We start from the raw sequence: 14,955 nt of genomic DNA on the forward strand, positions 1-14,955 counted from the left end.
GACTATCGATACAAATTCCGGATCAGCTCAATCCACCCGACTCAATGAAGTCCACAGCACCTGCGCCGCATACCCTCGATAAGGCCGCCACGCTTGCGCCCGCAACAGCAACTGCCTGGCCGTCACCGGCCCACCCTCCAGCGCCGCCAACGCATTGACCAGCCCCACGTCGCCATTGGGAAATCCATCCATCTCCCGCAACTGGCGCAACGCAATGTACTGCGCCGTCCAGTCACCAATCCCGTGCAACGCCAGTAACCGCGCTACGCCCCCCTCCCGACCAGGCTCGAACAATCGCGGGTCATCGAGCAATGCCCGGGCCACACCCGACAAGGTCCGCCCTCGGCTTTTCGGCATGCCCAACGCAGCCAGGTCGGCCCCCGCCAACACGTCAGCCGTGGGGAACACATGACTCAAACCCGCTAACGGCTTACCCAGTGGCACGCCATATTGCGCCACCAGTTTCCCCGCCAGGCGGATCGCCGCCGCCACCGTAATCTGCTGCCCCAGCACCGCGCGGATCGCCAGTTCCAGCCCGTCCCACGCCCCCGGCACACGCAGCCCGGGACGCTCGGCAATCAACCGGGCCATCAGCGGATCAAGCGCTAAATGCCGATGGATCGGGGCGAGGTTAGCGTCGAGATCGAACATCCGCCGCACGCTTGCAACGATGTCGGGCACGGCGCTCGGGTCGGGAAAATCCAGCGTCAGCTCAAGGGCGTCAGACGTGGCAGGCCGCATAGAAAAGCTGCCGTGCATCCCCTTCAGATCGATGCTGCGCGAGTAGGCGCCGTCGGCAACCGTTTCCAGTCCTGCAATCGCCCGTGCCGACAAAAATCCCAGCATGGCCGGCCAGTCATAGGGTGGCTGATACGCCAGCAGCAGCTTCACAGACTCAGCAACCCGCTATACAGCCCATAAGCCGCCAGCCCGGCACCGCTGATGACCGCGGTGAAAATGCCTTTCTCGAGCGTCGTGAACAATGGCATGCCCTGTTCATGGCGAGCCTTGGCAAACAGAATCACACCCGGCGCATACAGCAACGCCGACAGCAGCAAATACTTCAGGCCACCGGCGTACAGCAACCACACTGCGTAACTCAAGGCGATGACGCCAACCAGCAAATCCTTGCTCCGCTCGGCGCTTGCCTGCTGGTACGTTTCCCCGCGCACGCACAACAACACCGCATAGGCCGCCGACCACAGGTACGGCACCAGAATCATCGATGACGCCAGGTAAATCAGACTGGTGTAGGTGCCCGCGGAAAACAGCGTGATCAGCAGGAACAACTGGATCATCGAGTTGGTCAGCCACATGGCATTGACCGGCACACGGTTGGCGTTTTCCCTGGTCAGGAATGCCGGCATGGTCTTGTCTTTCGCCGTGGCGAACAGGATTTCGGCGCACAGCAGCGCCCAGGACAGCAATGCACCCAACAACGAGATCGCCAGGCCGACGCTGATCAGCACTGCCCCCCAGTGGCCGACGATATGCTCAAGCACCGCCGCCAACGAGGGATTCTGCAGTTTCGCCAGTTCCGGCTGGGTCATGATCCCCAGCGACAGCACGTTCACCAGCACCAACAGTGCCAATACCCCAATGAACCCGATCACCGTCGCCCGGCCCACGTCGGAACGTTTCTCCGCCCGGGCGGAATAGACACTGGCCCCCTCGATACCGATGAACACGAACACGGTGACCAGCATCATGTGCCGAACCTGATTCATCACACTGCCGAATTCCGGGTTGTTACGCCCCCAGATATCGAGGGTAAAGATGTCCGCCTTGAACGCCACGGCGGCAATCACGATAAACATGATCAACGGCACGATCTTGGCCACGGTGGTCACCTGGTTGATGAACGCCGCCTCCTTGATCCCGCGCATCACCACAAAATGCACGGTCCAGAGCAGCACCGAAGCGCAGGCGATGGCGATCGGCGTGTTGCCTTCGCCAAAGACCGGAACGAAATAACCAAGGGTACTGAACAGCAGCACGAAATAGCCGACGTTGCCCAGCCAGGCGCTGATCCAGTACCCCCAGGCGGACGAGAAGCCCATGTAGTCGCCGAACCCGGCCTTGGCATAGGCATACACCCCGGACTCCAGCTCCGGCTTGCGATTGGCCAGGGTCTGGAACACGAACGCCAGGGTCAGCATGCCAACGGCGGTGATCGCCCAACCGATCAGGATCGCCCCGGCATCGGCCCTCGCCGCCATGTTTTGCGGCAGGGAAAAGATCCCGCCACCGATCATCGAACCCACCACCAGGGCGATCAATGCGCTCAGGCGAAGCTTGCTCGGTGATTGCGACATCGTTGCATCTCCATTTTTTTCGGGGGGCGACAACTGCCGCGAGATCGTCACATATCGGGCGTCAACTAAACTGTTGAAGCGTAATAACGTTTATTGGATAACGCCAACCCATGTCTTTTTACTTGCACAAAACGGCTATTAGAGACGCCGATATAATCATTTGTTGTATACGCTTTTCCAATACATCCATTTCGTACAAAAAACCCGTGAATAAGATTGGCGAATTCTGAAAAACCAACTAGCGTCATAATTCGAAACAAAGTACAAAAGTACTGAAAAGATTTACAGAAAGGCTCTAGATCAAGCATTACAAGCAGCCGCCTTGCAAGTGATAGCACTCCGCCACGAAACTGGGAACGCTCTCATTTAGTGATCCAAGTCAGCTGATTGGATAGCCAACGGAATTAGTCTGTTGCCTCTCTTCTCCTGCATTGGAGTCATGCAATGTCTGAAGCTCCCGGAAAACTCAAACTCGGCGCACTGGTTGCATTAGTCGTCGGTTCGATGATTGGTGGCGGGATCTTTTCCTTGCCGCAAAACATGGCCGCCAGTGCCGATGTCGGTGCCATTCTGATCGGTTGGGCAATCACCGCCGTTGGCATGCTCACCCTGGCGTTCGTGTTCCAGACCCTGGCCAATCGCAAACCCGACCTGGACGGCGGGGTCTACGCCTACGCCAAGGCCGGTTTCGGCGACTACATGGGCTTCTCGTCCGCCTGGGGATACTGGATCAGTGCCTGGCTGGGCAACGTCGGTTACTTCGTCTTGCTGTTCAGCACGCTCGGCTACTTCTTTCCGCTATTTGGGGAGGGGAATACCCCTGCTGCCGTGATCGGTGCCTCGGTGCTGCTCTGGGCCGTGCATTTCCTCGTACTGCGAGGCATCAAGGAAGCGGCGTTCATCAACCTGGTGACCACCGTCGCCAAGATCGTGCCGCTGGTGCTGTTCATGTTGATCGCGTTGTTCGCTTTCAAACTGGACATCTTCACCGCTGACATCTGGGGCCTCAAGAATCCGGACCTGGGCAGCGTGATGGACCAGGTGCGCAAGATGATGCTGGTCACCGTGTGGGTGTTCATCGGCATCGAAGGCGCGAGCATCTTTTCGGCCCGGGCGGAAAAACGCAGCGACGTGGGTAAAGCCACCGTGATCGGCTTTGTCACCGTGCTGTTGTTCCTGGTGCTGGTGAACGTGCTGTCGCTGGGGATCATGACCCAGCCGGAACTGGCCAAACTGCAGAACCCGTCGATGGCGGCGGTGCTGGAGCATGTGGTCGGCCACTGGGGCGCAGTGCTGATCAGCGTCGGCCTGATCATCTCGCTGTTGGGTGCGTTGCTGTCGTGGGTGCTGCTGTGTGCGGAGATCATGTTCGCCGCTGCCAAGGACCACACCATGCCGGCGTTCCTGCGCAAGGAGAACGCCAACCATGTACCGGTCAATGCCCTGTGGCTGACCAACGCCATGGTGCAGATCTTCCTGGTGATCACCTTGTTCTCGGCCAGCACTTACCTGTCGCTGATCTACCTCGCCACCTCGATGATCCTGGTGCCGTACCTGTGGTCGGCGGCCTATGCCTTGCTGCTGGCCGTGCGGGGCGAAACCTACGAGGGCGCGTCGGGCGGTCGGCAGAAAGATCTCATCATCGGCGCCGTGGCCCTGGTCTACGCGATCTGGCTGCTGTACGCCGGCGGTACCAAATACCTGCTGCTGTCCGCCCTGCTCTATGCCCCCGGCGTGATCCTGTTCGCCAAGGCCAAGCTGGAAATCAACAAACCGGTTTTCACCAACGTCGAGAAGCTGATTTTCGCTGCGGTGGTCGTTGGCGCCGTGGTGGCGGCCTACGGTCTCTACGACGGCTTCCTGACCCTGTAATGCAATTGTTTTGTCATCTGGAGGATCACTGTAATGACCACGGAAAAAGTTAAGTACGGCGTCCATTCCGAAGCCGGCAAACTGCGCAAAGTCATGGTTTGCTCCCCAGGACTTGCCCATCAGCGGCTGACCCCGAACAACTGCGACGAACTGCTGTTCGATGATGTGCTGTGGGTGGCCCAGGCCAAGCGCGACCACTTCGACTTCGTCACCAAGATGCGCGAACGTAACGTCGATGTGCTGGAAATGCACAACCTGCTGACGGACATCGTCGCCATTCCCGAAGCCCTGGACTGGATTCTGGAACGCAAGATCACCGCCAACTCGGTGGGCCTGGGCCTGATCAACGAAACCGCTTCGTGGCTGCGCAGCCTGGAGCCACGTCACATCGCCGAGTTCCTGATCGGCGGCGTATCGGGCGACGACTTACCGACCAGTTTCGGCGGCAAGGCCATCGAGATGTTCCGCGACTTCCTCGGCCACTCCAGCTTCATCCTGCCGCCGCTGCCCAACACCCAGTTCACCCGCGATACCACCTGCTGGATCTACGGTGGCGTCACCCTCAACCCGATGTACTGGCCGGCGCGCCGTCAGGAGACCCTGCTGACCACCGCCATCTACAAATTCCACCCCGAGTTCACCAACGCCGACTTCCAGATCTGGTACGGCGACCCGGACAAGGAGCATGGCAACTCCACCCTTGAGGGCGGTGATGTGATGCCGATCGGCAACGGCGTGGTGTTGATCGGTATGGGCGAACGCTCCTCGCGCCAGGCCATTGCCCAACTGGCGGTGAACCTGTTCAAGAACAAGGCCGTCGAGAAAGTGATAGTCGCCGGCCTGCCGAAATCCCGGGCGGCAATGCACCTGGACACCGTGTTCAGCTTCTGTGATCGCGACCTCGTCACGATCTTCCCGGAAGTGGTGAACCAGATTGTCGCCTTCACCCTGCGTCCCGATGAAAGCAAGGCCGGCGGCATCGACATCCGTCGCGAAGACAGCAACTTCCTCGACACCGTCGCCCAGGCCCTCAACCTCAAGGCATTGCGCGTGGTGGAAACCGGCGGCAACAGCTTCGCCGCCGAACGCGAGCAATGGGACGACGGCAACAACGTGGTGGCCGTGGAGCCGGGCGTGGTCATCGGCTACGACCGCAATACCTACACCAATACCCTGATGCGCAAGGCCGGGGTGGAGGTCATCACCATCAGCGCCGGCGAACTCGGCCGGGGACGGGGCGGCGGCCATTGCATGACCTGCCCGATCATCCGCGATCCGATTGACTACTAACCTATTACCTTGGCCCGCGCTGCCCTCTACCCCAGGGCATGCTCGGACCAAGGGGATAACCGACACCTTAGGAGATCCAAAATGGCGTTCAACATCCATAACCGCAATCTGCTGAGCCTGGAACACCACACCCCTCGCGAATTGCGCTACCTGCTCGACCTGTCCCGCGACCTCAAGCGTGCCAAGTACACCGGCACCGAACAGCAGCATCTCAAGGGCAACAACATCGCGCTGATCTTCGAAAAAACCTCGACCCGCACCCGCTGCGCGTTCGAAGTTGCAGCCTATGACCAGGGCGCCAACGTCACCTACATCGACCCGAACTCCTCGCAGATCGGCCACAAGGAAAGCATGAAGGACACCGCCCGCGTGCTCGGGCGCATGTACGACGCCATCGAGTACCGTGGCTTCAAGCAGGAAATCGTCGAGGAGCTGGCCAAGTTCGCCGGCGTACCGGTGTTCAACGGCCTGACCGACGAGTATCACCCGACACAAATGATCGCCGACGTGCTGACCATGCGTGAACACGCCGACAAACCGATCCACGAAATCAGCTACGCCTACCTCGGCGACGCGCGCAACAACATGGGCAACTCGCTGTTGCTGATCGGCGCCAAGCTCGGCATGGACGTGCGCATCTGCGCGCCAAAAGCCCTGTGGCCGGCGGACGACCTGGTCGCCCGCTGCAAACAGTACGGGGAAGAAAGCGGCGCCCGCATCACCCTCACCGAAGATCCGAAAGCCGCCGTCAAGGGCGTGGATTTCATCCACACCGACGTCTGGGTCTCGATGGGCGAACCGGTTGAAGCCTGGGCCGAACGCATCCAGCAACTGCTGCCGTATCAGGTCAATGCCGAATTGATGAAAGCCACCGGCAACCCGCGCACCAAGTTCATGCACTGCCTGCCGGCGTTCCACAACTGTGATACCAAGGTCGGCAAGCAGATTGCCGAGCAGTACCCGCACCTGAGCAACGGCATCGAAGTGACCGATGACGTGTTCGAGTCGCCGGCCTGCATCGCCTTCGAGCAAGCGGAAAACCGCATGCACACCATCAAGGCGATTCTGGTGTCGACGCTGGCTGACCTTTAACAACCGATCACGCTTCCACGATCGATCACTGACCTGTAGGAGCTGCCGAAGGCTGCGATCTTTTGATCTTTGAAGATCAATAGCAAGATCAAAAGATCGCAGCCTCCGGCAGCTCCTACCCCCAAAAGGACTGCACCATGCGTATCGTCGTTGCTCTGGGCGGTAATGCCCTGCTCCGCCGCGGCGAACCGATGACCGCTGACAACCAGCGCGCCAACATCCGGATCGCCACCGAACAGATCGCCAAGATCCATCCCGGCAACCAACTGGTCATCGCCCACGGCAATGGCCCCCAGGTCGGCCTGCTGTCATTGCAGGCGGCGGCCTATACCTCGGTTTCACCCTACCCGCTGGACGTGCTCGGCGCCGAGACCGAAGGCATGATCGGCTACATCATCGAACAGGAACTGGGCAACCTGCTGGACTTCGAAGTGCCCTTCGCGACCCTGCTGACCCAGGTCGAAGTCGATGCCAATGACCCCGCCTTCAAGAACCCGACCAAGCCCATCGGCCCGGTCTATAGCAAGGCCGAAGCGGAACAACTCGCCGCCGAAAAAGGCTGGGCCATTGCCCCGGACGGCGACAAGTACCGGCGCGTGGTCGCCAGCCCGAAACCCAAGCGCATCTTCGAAATCCGTCCGATCAAATGGCTGCTGGAAAAAAGCAGCATCGTGATCTGCGCCGGCGGCGGCGGCATTCCGACCATGTATACCTCGCCCGGCAAACTCGAGGGCGTCGAAGCGGTCATCGACAAGGATCTGTGCTCGGCGCTGCTGGCCGAACAGCTTGAAGCCGATCTGCTGGTGATCGCCACCGACGTCAACGCCGCTTTCATCGACTTTGGCAAACCCACGCAGAAAGCCATCGCCCAGGCGCACCCCGACGAAATGGAAAAACTCGGCTTCGCCGCCGGCTCCATGGGACCGAAGGTGCAGGCAGCCTGCGAATTCGCGCGCCATACTGGAAAAGTGGCAGTGATTGGCTCGCTCGCAGACATCGAAGCGATCGTTCAGGGCAAGGCCGGTACGCGCATCAGCACGGCAACACCGGGCATTATTTACTCGTAAGGAGAGACGTCCATGGCAATGTTTGAGCCAGGCCACTTGCACATCGAGCGTCACGCGCTGACCAAGGATGATGTGAGCTACAACATCCACCTCGACTATGAAGTCAGCAAGAACCCCAAAGGGGAAAAAGGCATTCAGTTCACCATGCATGGCAGCATTCAGGGCAAGGACCTGAAGGAGCCCTTCTTCCTGCCCAAGGAGGAAGCCTACAACTTCGCCAGCAACGTAACGAAAATCGCCGAGAAATATGGCATTCCCAAAGAAAAAATCGCCATTGGTTCGTCACACGAACATTACGACCTGATGTTCGAAGACATCCGCACGCAACTGAATATGAAATCCGGCGACCCGATAGATCTCGAGAAATTCGAGTAGCCCACATTTCCTGTGGGAGCGGGCTTGCTCGCGAAAGCGTCGTGTCAGGCACCATCGTTGGCGACTGATACACCGCTTTCGCGAGCAAGCCCGCTCCCACAGGGGAGATCATCGACCTATCGAAGTCCGCGCAAGATTTCACCATTAGCCCGCCCCAAGGCATACTTGCCACCCTCCGCACTGCAGAACCCGAAACCGCCCCATGCGTATCCACGTCAGCTTCATCGACCGCGTCGGTATTACCCAGGAAGTCCTGGCCCTGCTTGGCGGGCGCAATCTGAACCTGGATGCGGTGGAAATGGTCCCGCCCAATGTTTACATCGACGCCCCGACCCTGAGCCCGCAAGTCCTCGAAGAACTGCGCGATGCCCTGTTCAGCGTGCGTGGCGTACAAGCGGTGACGGTGGTCGACATCCTGCCCGGCCAGCGTCGGCACTTGCAGCTCGACGCATTGCTGGCCGCCATGACCGACCCGGTGCTGGCACTGGACAGCGACGGCAAGGTGTTGCTGGCCAACCCGGCGTTGATCGCCCTGTACGGCCGCGAACCGAATGGTGAAAGTGTGGCCGAGCTGTTTGCCGACCCGGCCTTGCTCGACGCCCTGCTCGAACACGGCTTTCGCCTGCCCCTGCGGGAAATCATCGTCAATGGCCAGACCTTCCTGCTCGACGCCACGCCGATCACCGACGCCGGCGCCCTGTTGACCCTGTACCAGCCGAACCGCATCGGCGAACGTCTGTCCGCGCTGCACCATGATCACGCCGAAGGTTTCGATGCACTGCTCGGCGAGTCCCCGGTGATCCGCACCCTCAAGGCGCGCGCCCAGCGGGTGGCGGCCCTCGATGCACCGTTGCTGATCCAGGGCGAAACCGGCACCGGCAAGGAACTGGTGGCCCGTGCCTGTCACGCCATCAGCGCCCGGCACAGCTCCCCCTTTCTGGCGTTGAACTGCGCGGCATTGCCGGAAAACCTCGCCGAAAGTGAACTGTTCGGCTACGCCCCCGGCGCTTTCACCGGCGCGCAACGTGGTGGCAAGCCTGGGCTGATGGAGCTGGCCAACCAGGGCACGGTGTTTCTCGATGAAATCGGCGAGATGTCGCCGTATTTGCAAGCCAAGCTGCTGCGTTTCCTCAACGACGGCAGTTTTCGCCGGGTCGGCGGTGACCGTGAGGTCAAGGTCAACGTACGGATCCTCAGCGCCACCCACCGCGACCTGGAAAAAATGGTCAGCGAAGGCCTGTTCCGCGAAGACCTGTTCTATCGCCTCAACGTCCTGAATGTTGAAGTGCCGCCGTTGCGCGAGCGCGGCCAGGACATCCTGCTGTTGGCCCGCTACTTCATGCAGCAGGCCTGTGCGCAGATCCAGCGCCCGATCTGTCGCCTGGCACCGGGCACTTACCCGGCACTGCTGGGCAACCGCTGGCCGGGCAACGTGCGGCAATTGCAGAACGTGATCTTCCGCGCCGCGGCGATTTGTGAAAGCAGCCTGGTGGACATCGGCGACCTCGACATCGCCGGCACCTCAGTGGCCCGCCAGGGCGACCATGACGTCGACAGCCTGGAACAGGCCATGGACGAATTCGAGAAGACCCTGCTGGAAAAACTCTACGTCAGCTATCCCTCGACCCGGCAACTGGCGACCCGCCTGCAAACCTCCCACACCGCGATTGCCCATCGGTTGCGCAAGTACGGCATACCCGGCAAAGCCTAACCCCTCCCCCTGTAGGAGCTGCCGCAGGCTGCGATCTTTTGACTTTGATCTTATGGTGCCTGCAACAAGATCGCAGCCTGCGGCAGCTCCTACATACCCGTTCAAAAACGACCTCCATCTGTACTGAAAGCGCTACAGCGGAACGATATCGCTACACCCCTCTCCGACCACGGCTGTGCAAGGCTTTGATCCACCTCGGCTTTTATCATCGACATACGCCGTATCGATTTCGCTACAGCGAATGAATTTCAAGCTTTATCGAAACCACCTAAATCATTGATCAATAACAATAAAAATAACATTGGCCGCGTTCTTGCTATGTAGTTCTCCATCACAGGGCATCGCCCAAGCATTCAATCGCGTCCACCAGACGAGTCTGGCCCCTTAGGAGTTTCCATGAGCGAGTTGCGTTTTACTGAAGATCACGAATGGCTGCGCACCGAAGCTGACGGCAGCGTCACGGTCGGCATCACCGCTTTCGCACAGAACGCCCTGGGCGACGTGGTTTTCGTTCAACTGCCTGAGCTGCAGTCCTACGACAAAGGCGCCGAAGCCGCCACCGTGGAATCGGTAAAGGCTGCCAGCGGCGTGTACATGCCGCTGGACGGCGAAGTGCTGGAAGTGAACCCGGCGCTGGACAGCAGCCCTGAACTGGTCAACGAAGATCCGCTGGGCGAAGGCTGGTTCTTCCGTTTCAAACCTGCCGATGCCTCCGCTGTCGGCCAACTGCTGGACCAGGACGCCTACGACCGCCTGATCAAAGCCCAAGCCGAAGCCTGAGGAGCACTGACATGACCCAAGTGAATCTGACCACTGCCAACGAATTCATCGCCCGTCACATCGGCCCGCGCGCCGGTGACGAGCAAGCCATGCTCAACAGCCTCGGCTTCGACTCCCTGGAAGCCCTGAGCGCCAGCGTGATTCCCGACAGCATCAAGGGCACCAGCGTCCTCGGCCTGGAAGACGGCTTGAGCGAAGCCGATGCCCTGGCCTTGATCAAGTCCATCGCGAGCAAAAACCAGCTGTTCAAGACCTTCATCGGCCAGGGCTACTACGGCACCCACACGCCGTCGCCGATCCTGCGCAACCTGCTGGAAAACCCGGCCTGGTACACCGCCTACACCCCGTACCAGCCAGAAATTTCCCAAGGCCGTCTCGAAGCGTTGCTGAACTTCCAGACCCTGATCAGCGACCTCACCGGCCTGCCGATCGCCAACGCCTCGCTGCTCGACGAAGCCACCGCCGCTGCCGAAGCCATGACCTTCTGCAAACGCCTGAGCAAGAACAAAGGCAGCCATCAGTTCTTCGCCTCCGTGCATTGCCACCCGCAGACCCTCGACGTCCTGCGCACCCGTGCCGAGCCTCTGGGCATCGACGTGGTGGTTGGCGACGAGCGCGAACTGACCGACGTAACGCCGTTCTTCGGCGCCCTGCTGCAATACCCGGCAAGCAACGGTGACGTGTTCGATTACCGCGAGCTGACCGAACGCTTCCACGCTGCCAACGCCCTCGTCGCCGTGGCGGCCGACCTGCTGGCCCTGACCGTGCTGACCGCACCGGGCGAATTCGGTGCCGACGTGGCCATCGGCAGCGCACAGCGCTTCGGCGTGCCGCTGGGCTTCGGTGGCCCGCACGCCGCTTATTTCTCCACCAAGGACGCCTTCAAGCGTGACATGCCGGGTCGCCTGGTCGGTGTTTCCGTAGACCGTTTCGGCAACCCGGCCCTGCGCCTGGCCATGCAGACCCGCGAACAACACATCCGTCGCGAGAAAGCCACGTCGAACATCTGCACCGCGCAAGTGCTGCTGGCCAACATCGCCAGCATGTACGCCGTGTACCACGGTCCGAAAGGCCTGACGCAGATCGCCAATCGCGTGCATCACCTGACTGCGATCCTGGCCAAAGGCTTGAGCGCATTGGGTCTGAACGTCGAGCAAGCGAACTTCTTCGACACCCTGACCGTGAAGACCGGCGCTCAAACCGCCGCCCTGCACGACAAGGCGCACGCCCAGCGCATCAACCTGCGCGTGGTCGATGGCGAGCGCCTGGGCCTGTCCCTGGACGAAACCACCACTCAGGCCGACGTTGAAACACTGTGGAGCCTGCTGTCCGACGGCAAGGCCCTGCCGGACTTCGCCGCCCTCGCCGCCTCGGTGCAGAGCGCCATCCCGGCCGCGCTGGTACGTCAGTCGCCGATCCTCAGCCACCCGGTGTTCAACCGCTATCACTCGGAAACCGAGCTGATGCGCTACCTGCGCAAACTGGCGGACAAGGACCTGGCGCTGGACCGCACCATGATCCCGCTGGGTTCGTGCACCATGAAACTCAACGCCGCCAGCGAAATGATCCCGGTGACCTGGGCCGAGTTCGGTGCCCTGCACCCGTTCGCCCCGGCCGAGCAAAGCGCCGGCTACCAGCAACTGACCGACGAACTGGAAGCGATGCTCTGCGCCGCCACCGGCTACGACTCGATCTCGCTGCAACCGAACGCCGGTTCGCAAGGTGAATACGCCGGCCTGCTGGCGATCCGCGCCTACCACCAGAGCCGTGGCGAAGACCGTCGCGACATCTGCCTGATCCCGTCCTCGGCCCACGGCACCAACCCGGCCACCGCCCAGATGGCCGGCATGCGCGTGGTCGTCACCGCGTGCGATGCCCGTGGCAACGTCGACATCGAAGACCTGCGCGCCAAGGCCATCGAGCACCGCGAGCACCTCGCCGCGCTGATGATCACCTACCCGTCGACCCACGGCGTGTTCGAAGAAGGCATCCGCGAAATCTGCGGCATCGTTCATGACAACGGCGGCCAGGTGTACATCGACGGCGCCAACATGAACGCCATGGTCGGCCTCTGCGCGCCGGGCAAGTTCGGCGGCGACGTGTCGCACCTGAACCTGCACAAGACCTTCTGCATCCCCCACGGTGGTGGCGGTCCGGGCGTCGGCCCGATCGGTGTGAAGTCGCACCTGGCGCCGTTCCTGCCGGGCCACGCACAGATGGAGCGCAAGGAAGGCGCCGTTTGCGCGGCACCGTTCGGCAGCGCGAGCATTCTGCCGATCACCTGGATGTACATTCGCATGATGGGTGGCGCGGGTCTCAAGCGCGCTTCGCAGCTGGCGATCCTCAATGCCAACTACATCTCCCGTCGCCTCGAAGAGCACTATCCAGTGCTGTACACCGGCAGCAACGGCCTGGTGGCGCACGAATGCATCCTCGACCTGCGTCCATTGAAAGACAGCAGCGGCATCAGCGTCGATGACGTGGCCAAGCGCCTGATCGACTTCGGCTTCCACGCGCCGACCATGTCGTTCCCGGTAGCCGGCACGCTGATGATCGAGCCGACCGAAAGCGAATCCAAGGAAGAACTGGACCGCTTCTGCGACGCCATGATCCGCATCCGCGAAGAAATCCGCGCGGTGGAAAACGGCACCCTGGACAAGGACGACAACCCGCTGAAAAACGCTCCACACACCGCCAAGGAACTGGTCGGCGAGTGGTCGCACCCGTACAGCCGCGAACAAGCGGTTTACCCGGTTGCGTCGCTGATCGAAGGCAAGTACTGGCCGCCGGTCGGTCGCGTCGACAACGTGTTCGGCGACCGCAACCTGGTCTGCGCCTGCCCGTCGATCGAAAGCTACGCTTAAACCAATGAGGGGGCGGTCACACCGCTCCCTTCACAACACCGCAATATCCTGTAGGAGCTGCCGCAGGCTGCGATCTTTTGATCTTGATCTTGAAAAAACAGGATCAAAAGATCGCAGCCTGCGGCAGCTCCTACACACAAAGCATCTCCCGTGATACGCCTATAACAAGAAACCGGAGAACCACCATGTCGTTAAGCGTGTTCGACCTGTTCAAGATTGGCATCGGCCCCTCCAGCTCCCACACCGTTGGCCCGATGCGCGCCGCTGCGCGTTTCGTCGAAGGCCTGCGCCGTGAAGGGCTGCTGACGGCCACCACCTGCGTCAAGGTCGAGCTGTACGGCTCGCTCGGCGCCACCGGCAAAGGCCACGGCAGTGACAAGGCTGTGCTGCTGGGCCTGGAAGGCGAACACCCGGACACCGTGGATACCGAAACCGTCGCTGCGCGCCTGCAAGAGATTCGCAGCAACGCACGCTTGAACCTGCTCGGCGAACACAGCATTGCGTTCAACGAGAAAGAACACCTGGCGATGATTCGCAAACCCTTGCCCTATCACCCCAACGGCATGATTTTTCGCGCCTTCGATGCGGCGGGTCTGCAAATCCGCAGCCGCGAGTACTACTCGGTCGGCGGCGGTTTCGTGGTCGATGAGGACGCCGCCGGCGCCGACCGCATCGTCGAAGACGCCACGCCCCTGACCTTTCCTTTCAAAAGCGCCAAGGACCTGCTCGCTCATTGCGCCAAGTACGGCCTGTCGATCAGCCAGGTGATGCTGACGAACGAAAGCGCCTGGCGCCCGGAAGCGGAAACCCGCGCCGGCCTGCTGAAGATCTGGCAGGTCATGCAGGACTGCGTCGCCGCCGGTTGCCGTAATGAAGGCATCCTGCCCGGAGGCTTGAAGGTCAAACGCCGGGCGGCAGCGCTGCATCGGCAATTGTGCAGCAACCCTGAATCGTCCTTGCGCGATCCGCTGTCCGTGCTGGACTGGGTCAACCTCTACGCCCTGGCCGTCAACGAAGAAAACGCCAACGGCGGACGCGTGGTCACGGCACCCACCAATGGTGCGGCCGGGATCATTCCGGCTGTGTTGCATTACTACATGCGTTTTATCCCCGGCGCGAATGATGACGGGGTGGTGCGCTTTCTGCTCACTGCCGCCGCCATCGGCATTCTGTACAAGGAAAACGCCTCGATTTCCGGCGCCGAAGTCGGCTGCCAGGGTGAAGTCGGCGTCGCCTGCTCGATGGCGGCCGGAGCCTTGTGCGAAGTGCTCGGTGGCAGCGTGCAACAAGTGGAGAACGCCGCGGAAATCGGCATGGAACACAACCTCGGGCTGACCTGCGACCCGATTGGCGGGCTGGTGCAGGTGCCTTGCATCGAGCGCAACGCCATGGGTTCGGTCAAGGCCATCAATGCCGTGCGCATGGCCATGCGTGGCGACGGGCAACACTTCGTCTCCCTCGACAAGGTCATCCGCACCATGCGCCAGACCGGCGCCGACATGAAAAGCAAATACAAGGAAACCGCCCGTGGCGGTTTGGCGGTCAACATTATCGAGTGCTGATGCGCGCTCATCTGCACCCTTCTTCAG

General features: G+C 61.0%; 11 protein-coding genes. 9 read left to right on the top strand and 2 right to left on the bottom strand.

What is annotated here, in order from left to right:
• Nucleotides 1–27: 27 nt before the first annotated feature.
• Together ACEN83_RS24160 and arcD (ACEN83_RS24165) are read right to left on the bottom strand one after the other, a co-directional pair.
• Entirely contained in the window at nt 28–891 is an 864-nt protein-coding gene (locus tag ACEN83_RS24160; protein WP_495578636.1) for a DNA-3-methyladenine glycosylase family protein, read from the bottom strand.
• Nucleotides 888–2,315: an arginine-ornithine antiporter gene (gene arcD, locus ACEN83_RS24165; RefSeq protein WP_102698362.1), complete on the bottom strand. Its 1,428-nt coding sequence runs from the start codon at nt 2,313–2,315 to the stop codon at nt 888–890. Before arcD (ACEN83_RS24165) ends, ACEN83_RS24160 begins: the two co-directional genes overlap by 4 nt.
• Before the next feature lie 444 nt (nt 2,316–2,759).
• On the opposite strand from arcD (ACEN83_RS24165), the gene arcD (ACEN83_RS24170) reads away from it, so the two are divergent.
• The 9 genes from arcD (ACEN83_RS24170) (at nt 2,760) to ACEN83_RS24210 (ending at nt 14,928) form a co-directional block, all read left to right on the top strand.
• The gene (arcD, locus tag ACEN83_RS24170; protein ID WP_495578637.1) at nt 2,760–4,187 is read left to right on the top strand and encodes an arginine-ornithine antiporter; all 1,428 of its coding nucleotides are present in this window, start codon (nt 2,760–2,762) and stop codon (nt 4,185–4,187) included.
• A 33-nt stretch (nt 4,188–4,220) separates the two neighbouring features.
• The gene (gene arcA / locus ACEN83_RS24175; RefSeq protein ID WP_495578638.1) at nt 4,221–5,477 is read left to right on the top strand and encodes an arginine deiminase; all 1,257 of its coding nucleotides are present in this window, start codon (nt 4,221–4,223) and stop codon (nt 5,475–5,477) included.
• A gap of 81 nt (nt 5,478–5,558) precedes the next feature.
• Nucleotides 5,559–6,569 (top strand): ornithine carbamoyltransferase, encoded by a 1,011-nt coding sequence (locus tag ACEN83_RS24180; protein WP_007974406.1) that lies wholly within the window; start codon nt 5,559–5,561, stop codon nt 6,567–6,569.
• 137 nt (nt 6,570–6,706) lie between these two features.
• Nucleotides 6,707–7,636 (top strand): carbamate kinase, encoded by a 930-nt coding sequence (gene arcC / locus ACEN83_RS24185; protein WP_116582974.1) that lies wholly within the window; start codon nt 6,707–6,709, stop codon nt 7,634–7,636.
• Nucleotides 7,637–7,648: 12 nt separating this feature from the next.
• Nucleotides 7,649–8,011, top strand: coding sequence for a DUF5064 family protein (locus tag ACEN83_RS24190; RefSeq protein ID WP_495578639.1), 363 nt, complete (start codon nt 7,649–7,651; stop codon nt 8,009–8,011).
• A 202-nt stretch (nt 8,012–8,213) separates the two neighbouring features.
• On the top strand, nt 8,214–9,722 hold the full coding sequence (gcsR, locus tag ACEN83_RS24195) for a transcriptional regulator GcsR (RefSeq protein ID WP_007977290.1): 1,509 nt from the start codon (nt 8,214–8,216) through the stop codon (nt 9,720–9,722).
• 396 nt (nt 9,723–10,118) lie between these two features.
• Entirely contained in the window at nt 10,119–10,502 is a 384-nt protein-coding gene (gcvH, locus tag ACEN83_RS24200; protein WP_007977291.1) for a glycine cleavage system protein GcvH, read from the top strand.
• An 11-nt stretch (nt 10,503–10,513) separates the two neighbouring features.
• A complete protein-coding gene (gcvP, locus tag ACEN83_RS24205) occupies nt 10,514–13,366 on the top strand; it encodes an aminomethyl-transferring glycine dehydrogenase (protein ID WP_495578640.1) in 2,853 nt (950 codons plus the stop codon).
• 185 nt (nt 13,367–13,551) lie between these two features.
• Nucleotides 13,552–14,928 (top strand): L-serine ammonia-lyase, encoded by a 1,377-nt coding sequence (locus tag ACEN83_RS24210; RefSeq protein WP_007977293.1) that lies wholly within the window; start codon nt 13,552–13,554, stop codon nt 14,926–14,928.
• Nucleotides 14,929–14,955 lie beyond the last annotated feature (27 nt).

It is taken from the genome of Pseudomonas sp. Pseusp49 (assembly GCF_059491875.1).